Origin of the sequence: Roseateles amylovorans, from assembly GCF_025398155.2 — a bacterium.
GTDB classification, from domain to species: Bacteria; Pseudomonadota; Gammaproteobacteria; order Burkholderiales; family Burkholderiaceae_C; genus Roseateles; species Roseateles amylovorans.
On record NZ_CP104562.2, the window covers coordinates 3,993,301 to 4,012,304 of the forward strand.

Annotated in this window: 14 protein-coding genes and 1 other RNA gene; 10 read left to right on the forward strand and 5 right to left on the reverse strand. The window is 66.0% G+C overall.

What is annotated here, in order from left to right; all coding sequences use genetic code 11:
- Positions 1-45 precede the first annotated feature (45 nt).
- Positions 46-1,500 (reverse strand): APC family permease, encoded by a 1,455-nt coding sequence (locus tag N4261_RS16565; RefSeq protein ID WP_261756387.1) that lies wholly within the window; start codon positions 1,498-1,500, stop codon positions 46-48.
- Between the two features lie 272 nt (positions 1,501-1,772).
- Between N4261_RS16565 and N4261_RS16570 the strand changes: the two genes are divergently transcribed.
- The 4 genes from N4261_RS16570 (at position 1,773) to N4261_RS16585 (ending at position 6,906) form a co-directional block, all read left to right on the forward strand.
- Entirely contained in the window at positions 1,773-4,244 is a 2,472-nt protein-coding gene (locus N4261_RS16570; RefSeq protein ID WP_261756388.1) for a TonB-dependent receptor plug domain-containing protein, read from the forward strand.
- A gap of 447 nt (positions 4,245-4,691) precedes the next feature.
- Positions 4,692-5,081 carry a GFA family protein gene (locus N4261_RS16575; protein WP_261756389.1) on the forward strand — a complete coding sequence of 130 codons (390 nt, stop codon included), beginning with the start codon at positions 4,692-4,694 and terminating at the stop codon, positions 5,079-5,081.
- 359 nt (positions 5,082-5,440) lie between these two features.
- Positions 5,441-6,046: a type IV toxin-antitoxin system AbiEi family antitoxin domain-containing protein gene (locus N4261_RS16580; protein ID WP_261756390.1), complete on the forward strand. Its 606-nt coding sequence runs from the start codon at positions 5,441-5,443 to the stop codon at positions 6,044-6,046.
- On the forward strand, positions 6,043-6,906 hold the full coding sequence (locus N4261_RS16585; protein WP_261756391.1) for a nucleotidyl transferase AbiEii/AbiGii toxin family protein: 864 nt from the start codon (positions 6,043-6,045) through the stop codon (positions 6,904-6,906). The genes N4261_RS16580 and N4261_RS16585 overlap by 4 nt, the downstream gene beginning before the upstream one ends.
- A gap of 168 nt (positions 6,907-7,074) precedes the next feature.
- Here the strand turns inward: N4261_RS16585 and ssrA are convergent.
- From ssrA to ompA, 4 genes are all read right to left on the reverse strand, one after another.
- Positions 7,075-7,434, reverse strand: a transfer-messenger RNA (tmRNA) gene (gene ssrA, locus N4261_RS16590).
- Positions 7,435-7,626: 192 nt separating this feature from the next.
- Complete coding sequence (gene gph, locus N4261_RS16595; protein WP_261760738.1) at positions 7,627-8,289, reverse strand: phosphoglycolate phosphatase; 663 nt, start codon at positions 8,287-8,289, stop codon at positions 7,627-7,629.
- A gap of 41 nt (positions 8,290-8,330) precedes the next feature.
- Entirely contained in the window at positions 8,331-9,032 is a 702-nt protein-coding gene (ubiG, locus tag N4261_RS16600) for a bifunctional 2-polyprenyl-6-hydroxyphenol methylase/3-demethylubiquinol 3-O-methyltransferase UbiG (protein ID WP_261756392.1), read from the reverse strand.
- A gap of 247 nt (positions 9,033-9,279) precedes the next feature.
- Complete coding sequence (gene ompA / locus N4261_RS16605; protein WP_290428826.1) at positions 9,280-9,936, reverse strand: outer membrane protein OmpA; 657 nt, start codon at positions 9,934-9,936, stop codon at positions 9,280-9,282.
- Positions 9,937-10,209: 273 nt separating this feature from the next.
- Here ompA and gyrA point away from each other — a divergent pair, with 273 nt between their 5' ends.
- The 6 genes from gyrA to N4261_RS16635 all read left to right on the forward strand — a co-directional run bounded on the left by gyrA (position 10,210) and on the right by N4261_RS16635 (position 18,884).
- On the forward strand, positions 10,210-12,915 hold the full coding sequence (gene gyrA / locus N4261_RS16610) for a DNA gyrase subunit A (RefSeq protein WP_261756393.1): 2,706 nt from the start codon (positions 10,210-10,212) through the stop codon (positions 12,913-12,915).
- 2 nt (positions 12,916-12,917) lie between these two features.
- A complete protein-coding gene (locus tag N4261_RS16615; RefSeq protein WP_261756394.1) occupies positions 12,918-13,535 on the forward strand; it encodes a DUF2059 domain-containing protein in 618 nt (205 codons plus the stop codon).
- Between the two features lie 146 nt (positions 13,536-13,681).
- Positions 13,682-14,803, forward strand: a complete 1,122-nt coding sequence (gene serC / locus N4261_RS16620; protein WP_261756395.1) for a 3-phosphoserine/phosphohydroxythreonine transaminase — start codon at positions 13,682-13,684, stop codon at positions 14,801-14,803.
- Positions 14,796-15,917: a prephenate dehydratase gene (gene pheA / locus N4261_RS16625; RefSeq protein ID WP_261756396.1), complete on the forward strand. Its 1,122-nt coding sequence runs from the start codon at positions 14,796-14,798 to the stop codon at positions 15,915-15,917. The genes serC and pheA overlap by 8 nt, the downstream gene beginning before the upstream one ends.
- A gap of 13 nt (positions 15,918-15,930) precedes the next feature.
- Positions 15,931-16,827: a prephenate dehydrogenase gene (locus tag N4261_RS16630; protein ID WP_261756397.1), complete on the forward strand. Its 897-nt coding sequence runs from the start codon at positions 15,931-15,933 to the stop codon at positions 16,825-16,827.
- Positions 16,828-16,856: 29 nt separating this feature from the next.
- Positions 16,857-18,884, forward strand: a complete 2,028-nt coding sequence (locus N4261_RS16635) for a bifunctional 3-phosphoshikimate 1-carboxyvinyltransferase/cytidylate kinase (RefSeq protein WP_261756398.1) — start codon at positions 16,857-16,859, stop codon at positions 18,882-18,884.
- Positions 18,885-19,004 lie beyond the last annotated feature (120 nt).

The window sequence follows — 19,004 nt, forward strand, 5'->3', positions numbered from 1 at the left end:
GCACGTCGTCTGCGAGTCACTGGGTGCGCCAATCGCCGCCTGTACTCATGCGCCGGAGGGCGTGTCCGGGCGACGCGCCCGGACCCGCCCATGGCCCCACAGCATCGCGGCCCCCACCGCCAGCACCACCACGCCCACCACCGCGCCCGCCTTCACATAGACCAGGCTGGACCACAGCACATAGGCGCTGCAGCCGCTGAACAGCAGCGGCAGCCACGGATACAGCGGCACCCGAAACGGACGAGGACGCTCAGGCTCCCGGCGCCGCAGTACGATCACCGCCAGCCCGCTGAGGGTGAGGAAGAACCAGTAGACCGGCGACAGGTAGTCGACCATGGTCGAGAACCCGCCCCGCGTCACTGCGCCGAAGGCGACCAGCACCAGCGCCACGACGCTGGTGGCGACCACCGCCACGCTGGGCGTGCCGCGCTGCGCATTCCAGCGCGCCAGTCGCCATTCGGCGGCCAGGTCCCGTGCAGCGGCATAGGTGGTGCGCGGCCCGGCGATCAGGATCGCATTCATCACCGACAGCGCCGTCAGCGTCACCACGCCCACCATCACCAGTTCCGCCCCGCGACCGAAGGCCACGCGCATCAGGTCCGCCGCCGGCGCCTGGCTGGCGGCCAGCCCGGAGAGTCCGAGCACCCGCACATAGGCCCAGTTGGCGAGCAGATACAGCCCCATCACCAGGCCCAGCCCGAGCATCAGCGCCCGCACGATGCCGCGTCGCTCATCCTTCATCTCTGCCGACAAGGTGGCCGCATCACTCCAGCCGCCATAGGCCAGGAAGACGAACACCATCGCCATGCCCCAGTCCGGCACCGCCGCCCCGGTCTGCGGCAAGGCCGGCGGATGGCCCAGCCATTGCTGCGACCCGGCCCCCAGGCCCAGCAGCAGCAGGCCGCCCAGCACCAGGCTGGTCAGTCCGAGCTGGGTGCCCAGGCCAACCTGCACACCCATCAGGTTCAGCCCGGTGAGCAGCACGATCAATCCACCAGCCATCCAGGCACTGGCATACGGTCCAAGCCAGGGGGACAGGTCCACCACCTGAGCCAGGTAATCCCCGAAGACGAAGCCCAGCAGCGCCATCGATCCGGTGTGAATCACCGCGAAGCGCGACCACGCAAACAGGAAGCCCAGGCGATGGCCGTAGGCGCGGCGCAGGAAGTGATAGTCGCCGCCGGCATCGGGGAAGGCGGCCGCCAGTTCGGCAAAACACAGGCCGCCGATCACCGACAGCACACCGCCGAGCGCCCAGGCGAGATAGAGCTGCTCCGGCGTGGACAGGGCCTGCGCCACCATCGGCGAGGTCTTGAAGATGCCGGCGCCCACCACCATGCCCACACACAGCGCCACCGCATGCCGGACATCCAGGATGCGTTGAGGCTGCGACGCGGTGGGTTCAGCAGCGGTCGCTGCCGGCGCCAGGGTGGATGTGGACGTGGATGAGAGAGCCGATGGCGACGTCGAGGCGGAGGAGTCGTGCGCGGAAGCGGTCATGCGGGGAGAGAAAGGAAGAGGCGCCGACGTGGGCACGACGGTCGCGGAGGAAGCCAGCGGTCGACCGCCCGCGACGCGCGATCCTACTGGCTGGAACGCGCGCGGCAAGACCCTCGTCGTGGCGCCGCGACGGCATGAGCTTATGCAGAAGAGATCTGAGGCAAAACCGGGGTTTTCGAGATCCGCCTCGTTAGGCTCACGCCCCGCGGACGATCGCTCGCCCGATCGCCACGCCATCTCGTTCGCTCATGCACCCGCCCAAGTCCCTGCCGATGTCGCTGACCATGCCCCTGCTCACCCGCCGCCCGACCGCCCTCGCCTCGCTGATCCTGCTGCTGGGCAGCGCCTCCGTCCTGGCGCAGGAAGCGCCGCAGACGTCGTCCGGGCCCACGTCCGCCGGCCGCGAGGCCTCCGCGAACGGCGGTGCGTCCGCCCGCAATCTGGACCCGGTGCTGGTCACCGGCACACGGGCCCGCGACCGGACCCTCGCCGACAGCCTGATCCCGGTGGATGTGCTCAGCCGCGAGGACGTGCTGCGTGCCGCCGGACCGGACGGCACGCTGGCCGCCGCGCTCCAGGCGCTGCTGCCGTCGTTCAACTTCCCGCGCCAGTCCAACTCCGGCGGTGCCGACCATGTGCGTGCCGCGCAGTTGCGTGGGCTCTCGCCGGATCAGGTGCTGGTGCTGGTGAACGGCAAGCGCCGCCACACCTCGGCGCTGGTCAACCTGGAATCCAAGACCGGCAAGGGCACCAACCCGGTGGACTTCAACACCATCCCGCTGTCGGCGGTGCAACGCATCGAAGTGGTCCGGGATGGCGCCGGCGCGCAGTACGGGTCCGACGCCATCGCCGGCGTGGTCAACATCATCCTGGACGACCGGCGCAGCGGCGGCGAACTCAACACCGAGGCGGGTCTGTTCCACACCGACTTCAAGCCGACCGGCCGCACCATCAACGACGGCCAGACGCAATCCGCCAGCGTGTCCCACGGCTGGGCTTTGGGCGAGCGCGGCTTTCTGCGCGCCGGCCTGGAGGGGTTGCATCGCAATGCCACCAACCGCAGCGGCTTCGATGAACTGCCCCCCTGGGAGGACAGCACGCCGGACAACCTGGCCACCGTCGGTCAACGCAACTATGCGGCCGGCGAGCCGGCCACACGGCAATGGCAGGCCTTCTTCAATGGTGTGTTGGAGCTGTCGACCGACCAGCAGGCCTACGCCTTCGGCACCTGGCAGCAGCGCCGTTCGACCGGTGCGGCCTACTACCGTTATCCGGACGCGTGGGCGAATCTGAAGGACATCTATCCCAACGGCTACCGGCCTCAGACCACGGGGGACAACCGGGATCTGCAGATCGCCGTCGGTCTGCGCGGCGCCTGGGCGGATTGGGATTACGACCTCTCGCTCAACCACGGGCAGAACGACTTCGACTACGGTGTTCGCCAATCGCTGAACACCTCGCTCGGCGATACCAGCCCCACCCGCTTCCACCTGGGCGACTTCGGCAGCCGGCTCACCGCGCTGAACCTGGACCTCACCCGGTCGGTGGCCGTGCCTGGGCTGTCTCGTCCCGCCACGCTCGCATGGGGTGTGGAAGGCCGTGAAGACCGCTTCATCACCGGCGCCGGCGATGCGGCGTCGTATGCGGTCGGCCCCTTCGATGGACCGACCGGCGCGCAGGCCGGCCCGGGCCTGCAGCCGGACGATGCCACACGACGCTCACGGCGCGTCATCGGTGCCTACCTGGACCTCAGCGCCGACCTCACCCGCGACTGGCAGGCCGAGGCCGCGCTGCGCCACGATCACTACAGCGACTTCGGCAACGCCACCACGGCCAAGCTTTCCACCCGGCTGGCGCTGGCCCAGGGATTCGCCCTGCGCGGTGCGGTGTCGAGCAACTTCCGCGCACCGTCTCTGGCGCAGCGCGGCTTCAGCTTCACCGTGACCGACCGCGGTGACGGCGGCGAACTGAGCCAGGTCCGCACGCTGCCGGTCGACAGCCCGATCGCCCGCTACCTGGGCGCACAGGACCTCAAGGCCGAGACCTCTCGCAACGCCAGCATCGGACTGACCTGGCAGCCCGACCGTCACTGGTCCGCAACGCTGGACGCCTACACCATCCGCGTCAAGAACCGCATCACGCTGTCCCAGCGCATCAGCGGTGACGGGCTGGCGGCCACGCTGGAGTCCCTGTTCGGCGTCCCCGGCATCGACGGCGTCAACTTCTTCACCAACGCGCTGGACACCCGCACCCGCGGTGCCGATCTGGTGACCCAATGGACCGGCGCCGGCCCGGGCGGTCAATGGCGCCTGTCGTGGGCCGCCTCGTTCAATCGCACCAAGGTCCGGCCGCATGCGGATGCCAACGTCGGCCTGGAGGAGCTGAACACGCTGACCGACGCCTCGCCGCGCCAACGCCACATTCTGACGGCGCAGTGGCAAGGCGGCGCCTGGACGCTGCTGAGCCGCGTCACGCGTCACGGCAGCACCACCCGCGTGTTCGACTTCGGCGACGGCTTCGTGCCGACGCAGACCTACGCGCCGGTCTGGCAACTGGATGTCGAGGCGCAATGGCAGGCGACCCGCGCCCTGAGCCTGAGCGTCGGCGCTGTCAATGCCACCGACCGCTATCCGACCCGGTCGATCGCGGACATCGCCTACTACGGCAACTTCCCTTACGACGTGCTCTCGCCGGTGGGTTTCAACGGCGCGTTTTACTACGCCAAGGCCCGGTTCACCTTCTGAGGCGGCGCGAGCTGCCGGGCCTCTTCCACAGGCTTCAAGAATGGGCCGTAGGCGACGACGGCCCGATCACCGCCCTGGCATCCGAGGCCAACCACTCAGCGCCACGGCCGAGACGAGGGCTGCAAAAGAAATACGCTTCACGACGACATCCTGGAGCGAAAAAAAACACCCCGATGGCGACGTCGAAACGCGCCAGGGGGTGCAGAGCGCTCGGTGAGAGCGAGGAGACAGTTCCAGGATCGAGCGTATGGGGACCCGTGCGTAGACGGAACGAAGCAAATCGCGGATGCTTATCCGCCTGCGCGGCGGTGCCAGCACCGCGCAGCGCCCGTCCGACCGCTGAGCGATCCATCCCTCGACGCGCGACGGAAGGCGCGTCGATCAAAACGCGCGACGTTGGCGGGCCTGCGGGCGCTCTTCAAGCATCGACACAACAAGGATGGGAAGATGATCCAGGGATCTTGTCTCTGCGGCGCCGTCGCATGGGAATTCGATGGCGTGCCCGATGGCGCCACCGCCTGCAATTGCACCGCCTGCCGCCGTTACGGGGTGCTGTGGGCGTATGACTACGAGGATCAAGGCATTCGCGTTCGAGGCACCACGGCCAGCTATGCGCGGGGCCGCGGGCTGAAGTTTCATTTCTGTCCGACCTGCGGCTGCCTCGCGTTCTGGCGCAGCCTGACGACCGAGGAGGACGGCCGTCGCCGGATCGCTGTCAACTTGCGTCTGGCGGAACCTGACGCCGTCGCGCAGATCCCCATCGATCACTTCGATGGCTTGGTCACTTTCGATGACCTGCCCAGGGATGGGAAGTGTGTGGCGGACTATTGGTTCTGAGTTGGTTCTGAGCTGGTTCTGAGCTGGTTCTGAGCTGGTTCTGAGCCATTTCAGGATCAGCTTGGCGGAGTCCGGCTCACCATTGACGAAGCGGTTGATCGCCTCGTCCAGAAGCGCCTGTGCAAAGGCCGATCGCTCTGCACACGAGTGGCCAAGGTTTCCTTGAAATCTTGGTTCAATGCCGTGGTCACGCGCATTCCTGAAGGGACGCCTTGCGGCGTTTGTCGTCTTCCAACCGCGCAATGGCTCGGTCGATGTCTTGCTGTTGGCGGGCGGCGAGTCTGGCAGCCGTCACCGTTCCTGTTCCTATATTTCGTCAACCTATTGTTTTGGACGAAAAAACGGAACAAACTCCGGCCATGCTCCCGGACACCCATACCCAGCGCGTCCTCGGCCTGGCCGGCCAGAAGGGTCTGCTGCGCGCCAGCGATCTGGACGCCATCGGTGCACCACGGATTGTTTTGACCCGCCTGACCGCCGCCGGGCTGCTGGAACGGGTGGGGCGCGGCCTGTATCGCCTGCCCGCCTTCCAGGGATCCGAGCACGAGAGTCTTGCGACCGTTGCCACCAAGGCGCCGCAAGCCGTGTTCTGCCTGCTCACCGCGTTGCAGTTTCACGAGATGACCACGCAACTGCCGCGCCAGATCTGGATTGCGATGCCGCGCGGCAGCCATGTCCCCCGGCTCGACTATCCGCCCATCAAGATGGTGCAGTTCACGGGCGACGCCTACACGGCGGGCGCCGAGGAGGTGGAGGGCGATGGCGTCAAGTTCAGGGTCTACGGGGTGGCCAAGACCGTGGCGGACTGTTTCAAGCACCGCCACAAGATCGGCCTGGACGTCGCGCTGGAAGCCCTGAAGGAGGCCCGGAGCCGCAACAAGGCCTCGGTCGATGACATCTGGCGCTTCGCCCAGGTCTGCCGCGTGGCCAACGTGATGCGGCCCTACTTGGAGAGCCTTGGATGAATCTCGCCAATCCAAATGTCGCCGCGTCCATCCGTGCGCGCCTGCTCAACATTGCCAAAGCTCAGGGCGTCGATTTCAATCAGGTGCTGGTGAGATTCGCGCTGGAGCGGATGCTCTACCGCATGACCCAATCGCAGCACGCGAACCGCTTTCTGCTCAAGGGCGCACTGCTGTTCACGCTCTGGTACGACATGCCGCACCGGGCCACGCGCGACGCCGATCTGCTCGGCTTCGGCGCGAGCGATTTGCCATCGATGGCCGACACCTTCCGCGACATCGCCGCCGTCGCTGGGCACGACGGCATCGCATTTGACCCAGCCTCTGTCACCGTCGAGGAGATCCGCAAGGAGGCCGGCTACGGGGGCGTCCGCGTCAGCATCGCTGGCGAACTGGCCAAGGCTCGCTGCAAGACGCAGATCGATGTCGGCTTCGGCGATGCCGTCACACCTGGGCCGGTGGAGTCGGTCTATCCGGTCCTGCTGGACGATCTTCCCGCGCCACGGCTGCGGGCCTATCCGACGTACACGGTCATCGCGGAGAAACTCCACGCCATCGCCCTGCTGGGCATGACCAACAGCCGCCTGAAAGACTACTTCGATCTGTCGGTGCTGTTGGAACGAGAAACGCTGGACGCCGATCTGCTGACCCAAGCGATCAAAGCCACTTTCGAGCGGCGCGGCATGTCCGTGCCCGATGCGGTTCCGATGGGGCTGACGGACGACTTTGCAAACGATGCCTCGCGGCAGTCGCTGTGGTTGGCGTTCATCAAGAAGAACGAGCTTGCCGCAGAGCCGCTGCCTGGGGTGGTGGACCGTTTGCGATCGGCTCTCGCACCCGCCTTGAACCGAGCCGCGAGTTGAACTCCGACGCTTCATTCAGTAGCTCCGCCTCTTCAGTCAGTAGCGTCACGTCCATCGCCACGGTCAGCGGCGTCGGCGACCGAGCGCACTGAGTTCCTCAGCGCAAACCGGGGCTGTCGCCACCAGACATGAAAAAACCCCAACCGAAAGCGGTTGGGGTTTGGATATTGGTGGAGCCGGCGGGAATTGAACCCGCGTCCGTAAGCCTTCATCGGGCAGTTCTACATGCTTAGCTCTCTGATTTGGTTCTCACGTCCCGGTCGCGCAGGAGCACGCTACCGAAGACGCCAGTCACTAGATCTCGTCTCAAGCCATGTGACACGACTCAAGACCAGCCCATGTAAATAACCTCGCAGGTGTTGCCACCCCAGCCCATGGGCCGACTGTTGCGAGGCTCACCGGTGTTTAAGCGGCGAGTTGGAACTTTTGATCGTTCGCAGTTGGTTTGTTCCAGTGGATTTACGAGCGAACTGGTGCTCGGCATGCCCTACTCCAACTCCGTACCCACGTCGAAACCAGGTCGGCCCCAGAGAGAGAAGCTTCACATTATGCCTGCGGCCAGGATCTCAAGAGGCCCTCGCCGCTTTATTTCTCATGCCGCCGTCATCGGGCACCATCAACAGCGCCTGCAACGTGCCTCATCGCCACCGCGCCAACGGCCCTGAACATCGCGTGGGCAGCGCATTCCAGCGACGCGAAGTCAGTCGCTCGACAACGCGGTCAACGCTCGCCCAGCAGCCAGTCGACCAGTTGCGATGGGGAGTCCAGCACCACGTCCGCGCCCCACTGGTCAATCGGCAAGCCATCGCCCAGGTAACCCCAACGCACGGCCACCGTGGGCATGCCGGCGGCGCGCCCGGCAACGATGTCGCGCGCATCGTCGCCCACATACACGCAATGCTCAGGCGCCAAACCGGCGCGGCGGGCAGCTTCGAGCAGCGGCGCGGGATGCGGCTTTGAATGAGGCGTCGAATCACCGCCCACGATCGCGGCGGCTTCGGTCGACCATCCCAGTCCATGCGTCAACGGTAGAGCGAAGCGCTCGGACTTGTTGGTGACGATGCCCCAGCTCAGTCCGGCAGCGGCCAGGCGGGTGAGCATCGTCGTCACGCCGTCGAACGGCCGGGTCTCGCGCAGCAGTCGCGCTTCATAGCGGTCGAAAAACTCGTCCCGCAGTGCTGGAAAGCGCGCATCCTGCGGCGTGACCTGAAAAGCCACACCCATCATGCCGCGCGCGCCTGACCCCACCATCGGGCGCAGGCGCTCGTAAGGCACTTCGGCCAGACCACGGGCCAGCAGCATGTCATTGGTCGCACCGGCCAGATCGGGCGCGCTGTCGACCAAGGTGCCGTCCAGATCGAACAACACCCCCCGGACAGCCATTCGCAACGGCAGGTCGGCCGCCGTCTTCAACCCCGCCGCACTCATAACGGCCGACGGCAAGCGAGCAGATAGTTCACGTCGGTGTCCGAGCCCAGCTTGTAGCGCTGGGTCAGCGGGTTGTAGGTCAACCCCTTGGACGTCTGCGGCTCCAGGCCGGCGTCGCGGCACATCTGCGCCAGTTCCGAAGGCCGGATGAAGCGGGCGTACTCATGCGTGCCCTTGGGCAGCATGCGCAGCACATACTCGGCACCCACGATGGCCAGCATGAACGACTTGAAGTTGCGATTCAGCGTGGACATGAAGACCCAGCCACCCGGCTTCACCAGTTGGCCGAGCGCACGCACCACGGAAGCCGGATCCGGCACGTGCTCCAGCATCTCCATGCAGGTCACCACATCGAAGGCCGCCGGGCGCTGCGCCGCCAGCGCCTCCACAGCAATCTCCTGGTAGCTCACGTTCTCTGTGCCCGCCTCCATGGCGTGCAGCTCGGCGACCCGCAGGGATTTGGTGGCCAGGTCGATGCCCAGCACCGTCGCTCCCTTGCGGGCCATCGCATCCGCGAGGATGCCGCCGCCGCAGCCCACATCCAGGACCTGTTTGCCCTGAATCGGGGACAAGCCATCGATCCAGTTCAGTCGCAATGGGTTGATCTGGTGCAGCGGCTTGAATTCACTTTCGGTGTCCCACCAACGGTGGGCCAGCTCGCTGAACTTCGCGAGTTCGTTTGCATCGACATTTGCCATGGGGTGCAATGGTAGCCGAGCCGCCGCTGTCAATCCTCGATATCCGCCAGCGACAGCATGCCGCGAATCGGCAAGCCTCCGCCACGCCCACCCTCTTCCAAGTTTCCTGGTCGTCGGCAAGGTTTGCCACCTGAACGACCGATCGGCGCCGCCCATGAAAAAACCCCGCAGACTTCGCAGCCTGCGGGGTTTGGGTCGTGTGACCGATTCACGTGACAGCGGTCAAGCCGCTGTCGCGAAACATCGATTACTTCGTGGCGCGGGTACCGACCACTTCGATTTCCACGCGACGGTTCTTGGCGCGACCTTCGGCGGACTCGTTGTCAGCCACAGGCTGCTTCTCGCCCTTGCCTTCGGTGTACACACGGTTCTTTTCCAGACCCTTGGTCACCAGATAGGCCTTCACCGCTTCGGCGCGACGCACCGACAGCTTCTGGTTGTAGGCATCCGTACCCACGCTGTCGGTGTGACCGACGGCGATGATGACTTCCAGGTTGATGCCCGAGGTCTTGCTGACCAGGTCATCCAGCTTGGTCTTCGCTTCGGGCTTCAGGACAGCCTTGTCGAAGTCGAAGAATGCATCAGCAGCGTAGGTGACCTTTTCGCTGGTGGGCTTCGGCGGCACCACGACAGGCGCAGGAGCCGGAGCCGGCGTAGCGGAAGGGGCGGGGGCTGCCGGGGCGACCGGAACTTCAGCCTTGGCGACGGGCTTCAGCGCGCCGTCGCAATCCTTGGCGGCAGTGGCAGGCGTCCAAAACGCATCGCGCCAGCACAGCTCGTTGGTGCCGTTCTTCCAAACGGTGCCATCCGTTGCGCGCCAGTTGTCCACGGTTTGGGCCATTGCGCCCGAGGTGGCCAAAGCGGCGACAGCGAAGAGCGACGCCACGCGGTTCAATTTCTTCATGATTCTCCTCTCAAGGAAAGCCGCAGTTGCCCTGCGAAACGTCCAATGTCGGAACTAAAACCTCAAGAGCAACCCGCATACCATAGGTACCAAGGGTTTCTCCTAGGGACTGACCGATTGTGCCATAGGGCAACAGGACGCCTGCATTCTCGCGGCATGCACCGTCCCTGTTCATGAAGCTGTTGCGCAAGCACTACAAGCGGGCGCATTTAGAATGCATCCCTTCTGCTCTCTTCAGAGGCCGGCGTTCGCATACGCGCGGCCTTCACGCGCATGACCCAGTTCGCCAAGGAAACCCTGCCGATCAGCCTCGAGGAGGAGATGCGCCGCTCGTATCTCGATTACGCGATGAGCGTGATCGTCGGTCGCGCCCTCCCCGATGCTCGTGACGGCCTCAAGCCGGTGCATCGCCGAGTGATGTTCGCGATGCACGAGCTGAACAACGACTGGAACCGCCCCTACAAGAAGTCGGCGCGTATCGTCGGCGACGTGATCGGTAAATACCACCCGCACGGTGACAGCGCGGTGTATGACACCATCGTCCGCATGGCGCAGGACTTCTCCCTGCGCCACATGCTGGTGGATGGCCAGGGGAATTTCGGTTCGATCGACGGCGACAACGCCGCCGCGATGCGATACACCGAAATCCGCCTGTCGAAAATCGCCCATGAAATGCTGGCTGATATCGACAAGGAAACCGTCGACTTCGGCCCCAACTACGACGGCTCGATGAAAGAGCCGCTGGTATTGCCGACCCGGCTGCCGAGTTTGCTGGTGAATGGCTCTGCCGGTATTGCAGTGGGGATGGCGACGAATATTCCGCCGCACAACCTCAATGAGGTGGTGGATGCCTGCTTGCATTCGCTGAAGAATCCGGACTGCTCGATCGAAGAGCTGATGGAAATCATCCCGGCGCCGGACTTCCCCACCGCCGGCATCATCTACGGCCTGAACGGCGTGCGCGAGGGCTATCGCACCGGTCGCGGCAAGGTGGTGATGCGGGCGAAGGTCCATTTCGAGGACATCGATCGCGGCCAGCGTCAGTCGATCATCGTCGACGAGATCCCCTACCAGGTGAACAAGAAGACCCTGCTGGAGCGGATCGCCGAGCTGGTGCAGGAAAAGAAGATCGAAGGCATCAGCCACATCCAGGACGAGTCCGATCGTTCCGGCATGCGCATCGTCATCGAGCTCAAGCGCGGCGAAGTGCCTGAGGTGGTGCTGAACAACCTGTACAAGCAGACCCAACTGCAGGACAGCTTCGGCATCAACATGGTGGCGCTGATCGACGGCCAACCCAAGCTGTGCAACCTGAAGGACCTGATCACGGTCTTCCTGGAGCACCGCCGCGAAGTCGTCACCCGTCGCACCATCTTCGAACTGCGCAAGGCCCGCGAACGCGGCCATGTGCTGGAAGGCCTGGCCGTCGCGCTGGCCAACATCGACGATTTCATCGAGATCATCAAGCGCTCGCCCACCCCGCCGGTGGCCAAGGCCGAGCTGATGGCCCGCTCCTGGGATTCGTCGCTGGTGCGCGAGATGCTCTCCCGCGCCGAGACCGAGACCGCCGGTGGCCGCAATGCCTACCGTCCGGAAGGACTGCCCGCCGCCTACGGCATGCAGGAGGATGGCCTCTATCGTCTCTCGGACGACCAGGCCAATGAAATCCTGCAGATGCGCCTGCAGCGCCTGACCGGCCTGGAGCAGGACAAGATCGTCGGCGAATACCGCGACGTGATGGCCCAGATCGCCGACCTGCTCGACATCCTGGCCAAGCCCGCCCGTGTGACCACCATCATCGGCGACGAGCTGGCCAACCTGCGCCAGGAATTCGGCCAGACCAAGCTGGGCGCGCGCCGCAGCGTGATCGAGCACAACGCCCAGGAGCTCGGCACCGAGGACCTGATCACCCCCACCGACATGGTGGTCACGCTCTCGCACACCGGCTACATCAAGAGCCAAGCGCTCAGCGAGTACCGCGCACAGCGCCGTGGCGGTCGCGGCAAGCAGGCCACCGCCACCAAGGAAGACGACTGGATCGACCAGCTCTTCATCGCCAACACCCACGACTGGATGCTGTGCTTCAGCAACCGCGGCCGGGTGTACTGGCTGAAGGTCTGGGAAGTGCCGCAAGGCTCGCGCAATGCGCGCGGCAAGCCGATCGTCAACATGTTCCCGCTGCAGCCCGAAGAGAAGATCAATGTCGTGCTGCCGCTGACCGGCGAGTTCCGCACCTTCCCGGAAGATCACTTCATCTTCATGGCGACGGCGCTGGGCACGGTCAAGAAGACCTCGCTGAAGGACTTCAGCAACCCACGCAAGGCTGGCATCATCTCGGTCGACCTGGACGATGGGGATTACCTGATCGGCGCCGCCCTGACCGACGGCCAGCATGACGTGATGCTGTTCTCCGACGGCGGCAAGGCCGTGCGCTTCGACGAGGACGATGTCCGCCCGATGGGCCGCCAAGCCCGAGGCGTGCGAGGCATGATGCTGGAGCCCGATCAGCGCCTGATCGCGATGCTGGTGGCAGAGGATGAGAGCCAGAGCGTGCTGACCGCCACCGAGAACGGTTACGGCAAGCGCACCAGCATCGTCGAATACACCCGCCATGGTCGCGGCACCAAGGGCATGATTGCCATCCAGCAGAGCGAGCGCAACGGCCGGGTGGTCGCCGCCACGCTGGTGCGTCCGGAAGACGAGATCATGCTGATCACCGACACCGGCGTGCTGGTCCGTACCCGCGTGTCCGAGATCCGCGAGCTGGGCCGCGCCACCCAAGGCGTGACCCTGATCGCCCTGGATTCCGGCGCGAAACTCTCGGGTCTGCAACGCATCGTTGAAAACGATGCGAACGAAACCGCTGTTGACGACCCGGACGCCGAAGCCGCCGACGGCACCGATCCCTCCTCCACCCCCTCGAGCACCGACAACACCCGCGCCGCGGGCGACAGCTCCGAACCTGACGCAAAGGAATGACCTTGTTGCTGAAGTCTGTACAAGCCGGCGCCATCGCCGCCGCCCTGCTGATCTCCCCGCTCGCCTGGGCTCAGAAGGCCGACTCGTCGCCCGCCAAGAAGGAGCTGATCACCCGCATCCTGAAGCTGCAGCAGCCCGCCATCGAACAGCTCACCATCGGCGTGCTGAGCCGCCCGATCAACGAGCTGGCGCAGAAGATCGTGCCGGCACTGCGCGGCGTCCCCGAAGACAAGCGCGAGGCGACGGCCAAGGCCATCGACGCCAACCTGCGCAAGTTCATGGAAGACAACGGTCCGGGGCTGGTGGAAAAGGGCCAGAAGCTGGCCCCGTCGACCATGGGCGTGATGCTGGACGAGCGCTTCACCGAAGACGAGCTCAAGCAACTCGTGGCCTGGCTGGAATCGCCGGTGAGCAAGAAGTTCGCGGACACCGCGCCCGAGCTGCAGCAGGCCTTCACCAAGAAGCTGATCGACGACAACGGCAAGCAGCTGGATGAGCGTTTCAACGCCCTGCAGCAGACCGTGGCCAAGCAACTCGGTCTGGAAGCCGGCCCGGCCGCGCCGGCTCCGGGCGCCAAGTCCTCAGCCCCCAAGGCCGCTGCCCCCGCGCCGAAGAAGTAAATCGGCGCACACTGGCGTCGTGGGAAGCCCGCTCGGCGGACCTCCTCACGACGCCGGATACCGGCGGGCGATGCCGCGAAGCCCAGGCTTCCCGACGCCGCCCGCCCCTTGTCTTTCCTGAACGACTGCACCGCCATCTCCCATCCATGACGCAAGCCAGCCGCCCATTCAACTTCTCCCCGGGTCCCGCCGCCATACCTCACGAGGTCTTGAGTCGCGTGTCCGAAGAGATGCTGGACTGGCACGGCAGCGGCATGAGCGTGATGGAGATGAGCCACCGCGGTCGCGAATTCACCTCGATCTATGAAGCGGCCGAGCGCGACCTGCGCGAGCTGCTTCAGGTGCCGGACCACTTCCGCATCCTGTTCATGCAGGGCGGCGGCCTGGGCGAGAACGCGATCGTCCCGATGAACCTCTCGCGGGGCGGCATCGTCGACGTGGTGCTCAGCGGCACCTGGTCCCACAAGAGTGCGGCCGAAGCCCGTCGCTATGCCGAGGTCCGCATCGCCGCCGACTGCGCCAATGCCGACGGCCGCTACCTCGACCTCATCCCCGCCACCGACTGGCAGCTCAGCCGCGACGCCGCCTATGTGCATGTCTGCAGCAATGAGACGATCGACGGCCTGGAGCTTCATCAACTGCCCGACCTGAAGGCCCTGGGCAGCGATGCCCCGCTGGTGATCGACTGCTCCTCGCATGTGGCCTCGCGGTCGGTCGACTGGTCGAAGGTCGGCCTGGCCTTCGCTGGCGCCCAGAAGAACATCGGCCCCGCCGGCCTGACCCTGGTCATCGTGCGGGACGACCTGCTCGATCGCGCCCTGCCCATCTGCCCCAGCGCCTTCAACTACCAATTGGTGGCGCAGGCCGAATCGATGTTCAACACGCCGCCGACCTTCGCGATCTACGTCGCCGGCCTCGTGTTCCAGTGGCTCAAGGGTTTCAGCTACGCCGGCAAGACCGGCGTGGCCGCCATCGAGCAACGCAACATCGACAAGGCCGCCCTGCTCTACCAGGCGCTGGACGCCTCCTCGCTGTATGAGAACCGTGTGGCGGCCCGCAGCCGTTCACGGATGAACATCCCCTTCTTCCTTCGTGACGAGCGCCTGAACGAACCGTTCCTGGCTGGCGCCCGCGATCACGGACTGCTGCAACTCAAAGGCCACAAGTCGGTGGGCGGCATGCGGGCGTCGATCTACAACGCGATGCCGCTGGAGGGCGTGCAAGCCCTCGTGAGCTACCTCAACGATTTCGAGAAACGACATGGCTGACCCGGCCGATCCGAACCCTCCCAGCCCGGTCGCCGATCCGGAATTGCTGGCCCTGCGCGGCCAGATCGATGCGCTGGACGCCCAACTGCTGGACCTGCTGAACCGGCGCGCCCATGTCGCCGAACAGGTCGGCGAGATCAAGCGCCGCGACGGCACCCCGTTCTTCCGCCCGGACCGCGTGGCCCAGGTGATCGCCAAGATCCGTGCCGCCAACCCCGGCCCGCTCAAGGGCGAGCATGTGGCCGCGATCTGGCGTGAAATCATGTCCGCCTGCCTGGCACTGGAATCGCCCCAGCGGGTGGCGGTGCTCGGCCCGTTCGGCACCTTCTGCGAACAGGCGGCGATCGAATACTTCGGCGGTGCCGCCGACCTCATCTACTGCAACAGCTTCGATGAGGTCTTCCACGCCACCGCCTCCGGCAGCGCCCAGTACGGCGTCGTGGGCGTGGAGAACATGACCGAGGGCGTGGTCACCCGCTCGCTCGACCTGTTCCTGCACACGCCCACCCATGTGGTCGGCGAGGTCAGCCTGCTGATCCGCCACAACCTGCTGCGCAAGGACAACACGCTCGAAGGCATCGAGGCGGTACTGGCCCACCCGCAGGCGCTGGCGCAATGCCAGAACTGGCTGGCCAAGCACCTGCCCCATGCGGAGCGCCGCGCCGTGTCCAGCAATGCCGAAGGCGCCCGCCTGGCCGCCACCAATCCGGCCTGGGCCGCGATCGCGAGCGAGCGCGCCGCCCCGCTGTTCGGTCTGCACATCGTCGCGCATGCGGTGCAGGACGAGGCCTACAACCGCACCCGCTTTGCCGTCATCTGCCTGCCGCAGACCATGGCGGCGCCGCCGGCCACCGGCCGGGACTGCACCAGCCTCATCGTCTCGGTGCCCAACCGGCCCGGTGCGATGCATGATCTGCTGGTTCCGCTTAAAAATCACGGGGTCTCGATGACCCGGCTCGAATCGCGCCCGGCGCGAACCGGCCAATGGGAGTATTACTTCTACATCGATCTGGACGGTCATCCGTCTCAACCCCACGTCGCTGCGGCATTGGCGGAACTGCGCGAACTTTGCGCGTTCTACAAGGTCATCGGTGCCTACCCCCTGAAGGCCTGAGAGGGTGTCTACGATGTTCAATCAACTCGGTGTGATCGGTTGCGGCCTGATGGGCGGCTCGTTCGCGCTGGCCATGAAGAAGGCGGGCCTGGTCCGCCGTGTGGTGGGCTACAGCAAATCGCCCTCCACCACCGAAACCGCCCGACGCATGGGCGTCATCGACATCGCTGCCGAATCCGCGCTGCTGGCCGTGTCCGGCTCGGACATCGTGCTGGTGGCGGTGCCGGTGGCCGCGACCGAATCGACCTTCAAAGCCATCCGCCACCTGGTGCGCAACGACGTGCTGCTGATGGACGTCGGATCGACCAAGAGCGACGTGGTCGACGCGGCCCGGCGTGCGCTCGGCAAGCAGTTCGGCAGCTTCGTGCCGGCCCACCCGATCGCCGGCAAGGAAAGCGCCGGTGTCCAGCATGCGGACGCCGCGCTCTACCAGGGCCGTCAGGTCATCCTGACCCCGCTGGAGCAGACCCGCGCGGAGATGGTGCAAAAGGCCACCGATGTCTGGTCGGCGCTGGGCTGCCAGGTGCTGAAGATGGCGCCTCATCACCATGACGAGGCCTTCGCCGCCGTCAGCCACCTGCCGCATCTGCTGGCCTTCGCCTTCTTCAATGCGGTGGCGCGTCAGCCCTCGGGCCGTGACTTCCTGAGCCTGGCCGGCCCCGGCTTCCGCGATTTCACCCGCATCGCTGCGAGCGATCCGGCCGTCTGGCGCGACGTGCTGCTGGCCAACAAGAGCGAAGTGCTGGCCCAGTCCCAGCGCTTCAAGGAAGCGCTGGACGAACTCGAAGCGCTGATCAAGCGCGGTGACGGTGCCGCCCTGGACGCCCTGATCCGGCAAGCCGCGGAAGGCCGCTCGCAGTGGTCGCTCAGCACCCCCACGGGCAGCTCGACCAGCGCCAAGAACAAATAACCGGCGCCGCCTTCGCGCCGCTTCGCGCCATGTACAAGACCTCCTTCCTGGACCTGCCCCCTCTCCGCGGGGCCGCAGGCACCGTCCACCTGCCGGGCTCCAAAAGCATTTCCAACCGGGTGCTGCTGCTGGCGGGCCTGTCCGAGGGCGACACCCGGGTCCACGACCTGCTGGACTCCGACGACACCCGCGTCATGCTCGATGCCCTGCGCCAAATCGGCTGCGGACTGGATCCGCAACCCGACGGCGTGTTGCGCGTGACCGGCATCGGCGGCCGACTGCGCACCGACTCGGCCCAGCTGTTCCTCGGCAACGCCGGCACGGCCATGCGCCCGCTGACCGCCGCGCTGGCGCTGCTGACGGCCACCCAGGGTGGCCACTTCGAGCTCTCCGGCGTGCCCCGCATGCATGAGCGTCCGATCGGTGATCTGGTCGATGCCCTGCGTGCCCTGGGCTGCCCGATCGACTGCCTGGGCCAGGAAGGCTATCCGCCGCTGCGACTGAACGGACCGGCGTCGTTGACGTTGGATGAACCGGTGCGGGTGCGCGGCGATGTCTCCAGCCAGTTCCTGACCGCGCTGTTGCTGGCGCTGCCGCTGGTGGCCGCCCACGACGTCGTCATCGAGGTGATCGGCGAGCTGATCTCCAAGCCCTATGTTCACATCACGCTGGAACTGCTGGCGCGCTTCGGCGTGCAGGTACAGCGCGACGCCGACTGGCAACGCTTCGTCATCCCCGCCGGCAGCCGTTATCGCTCGCCGGGCGCGGTGCATGTCGAGGGCGACGCCTCCTCCGCCTCCTATTTCGTTGCCCTGGGCGCGATCGCCGCGGACACGGCCCCCGTCCGCATCGAGGGCGTCGGCTCCAGCTCCGTGCAAGGCGATGTGCGCTTCGTCGAGGCCGCACAGGCCATGGGCGCACAGGTCGAGATCGGTCCCAACTGGCTGGAAGTGCGCCGCGGCGCCTGGCCGCTGCGCGCGCTGGAGCTCGATTGCAACCACATCCCGGACGCGGCCATGACGCTGGCCGTGATGGCGCTGTACGCGGACGGCCCCACCACCCTGCGCAACATCGCCTCCTGGCGCGTCAAGGAAACCGACCGCATTGCCGCCATGGCGACGGAACTGCGCAAGCTCGGGGCCGAGGTCGAGGAAGGCCCGGACTGGCTGCGGGTGCATCCGCTGAGCCAGTGGCAACCGGCCGCGATCCACACCTATGACGACCATCGCGTCGCGATGTGCTTCTCGCTGGCCGCCTTCAATGGCCTGCTGCCGGGCCGCGCGCAGACGGCGGTGCCGGTGCGCATCCTCGACCCCCAGTGCGTCGCCAAGACCTTCCCCGACTACTTCGAGACCCTGTTCGACGTGGTCCACGCCGACCCTGCCGACATCCCGGTCATCACCATCGACGGCCCCACCGCCTCCGGCAAGGGCACCCTGACCGATGTCGTGGCCCATGCCTTGGGCTACCACGTGCTGGACTCCGGCGCCCTGTACCGGGTGACCGGCCTGGCCGCGTCCCGCGCGGGCGTGAGCCTGGATGACGGCGACGCGGTCGCCGCCCTGGTGCCGACGCTGGACCTGCGCTTCACCCAAGGCCATGTCTTCCTGGCTGGCCAGGAGGTGTCTGCCGACTTGCGGCTGGAAGCCACCGGTCTGATGGCCTCCCAGGTCGGTGCGCACCCGCCGGTCCGGCGGGCGCTGCATCAGCTGCAGCTGGATTTCCGTCGCCTGCCGGGCCTGGTGGCCGATGGGCGCGACATGGGCACGGCCATCTTTCCGGAGGCCTCGCTCAAGGTCTTCCTCACCGCCAGTGCGGCCACCCGGGCCGAGCGACGCTATCGTCAATTGATTTCCAAGGGCCTCTCGGCTAATATGGAAGGCTTGCGCGCTGACTTGGAAGCGCGGGATGCGCGAGACAAAGGTCGCAGCGCATCTCCGCTACAAGCCGCAGCGGACGCGATTGAGCTGGACAACTCGGCGCAGACCATCGAGGAATCGAGGGATCTGGTGCTGAGCTGGTGGCAGCAAAAGCGTCCGTTCCAGCCTCAGTTTTAAGCCCCGCGCAGATTCAGGAGCCTCGCCCCTCCCTCCGGACGCCAGTCCACTGGGGGCGATGTATTCGACAACCTAACCCGCAAGTCCGCTTGCACAACGCCGCCAACGCTTTGAACGCCG

Coding starts and splice junctions, on each gene's coding strand:
- N4261_RS16565 (WP_261756387.1), bottom strand. CDS start 1,500: ATGACCGCTTCCGCGCACGACTCCTCCGCCTCGACGTCGCCATCGGCT.
- N4261_RS16570 (WP_261756388.1), top strand. CDS start 1,773: ATGTCGCTGACCATGCCCCTGCTCACCCGCCGCCCGACCGCCCTCGCC.
- N4261_RS16575 (WP_261756389.1), top strand. CDS start 4,692: ATGATCCAGGGATCTTGTCTCTGCGGCGCCGTCGCATGGGAATTCGAT.
- N4261_RS16580 (WP_261756390.1), top strand. CDS start 5,441: ATGCTCCCGGACACCCATACCCAGCGCGTCCTCGGCCTGGCCGGCCAG.
- N4261_RS16585 (WP_261756391.1), top strand. CDS start 6,043: ATGAATCTCGCCAATCCAAATGTCGCCGCGTCCATCCGTGCGCGCCTG.
- gph (WP_261760738.1), bottom strand. CDS start 8,289: ATGGCTGTCCGGGGGGTGTTGTTCGATCTGGACGGCACCTTGGTCGAC.
- ubiG (WP_261756392.1), bottom strand. CDS start 9,032: ATGGCAAATGTCGATGCAAACGAACTCGCGAAGTTCAGCGAGCTGGCC.
- ompA (WP_290428826.1), bottom strand. CDS start 9,936: ATGAAGAAATTGAACCGCGTGGCGTCGCTCTTCGCTGTCGCCGCTTTG.
- gyrA (WP_261756393.1), top strand. CDS start 10,210: ATGACCCAGTTCGCCAAGGAAACCCTGCCGATCAGCCTCGAGGAGGAG.
- serC (WP_261756395.1), top strand. CDS start 13,682: ATGACGCAAGCCAGCCGCCCATTCAACTTCTCCCCGGGTCCCGCCGCC.
- pheA (WP_261756396.1), top strand. CDS start 14,796: ATGGCTGACCCGGCCGATCCGAACCCTCCCAGCCCGGTCGCCGATCCG.
- N4261_RS16630 (WP_261756397.1), top strand. CDS start 15,931: ATGTTCAATCAACTCGGTGTGATCGGTTGCGGCCTGATGGGCGGCTCG.
- N4261_RS16635 (WP_261756398.1), top strand. CDS start 16,857: ATGTACAAGACCTCCTTCCTGGACCTGCCCCCTCTCCGCGGGGCCGCA.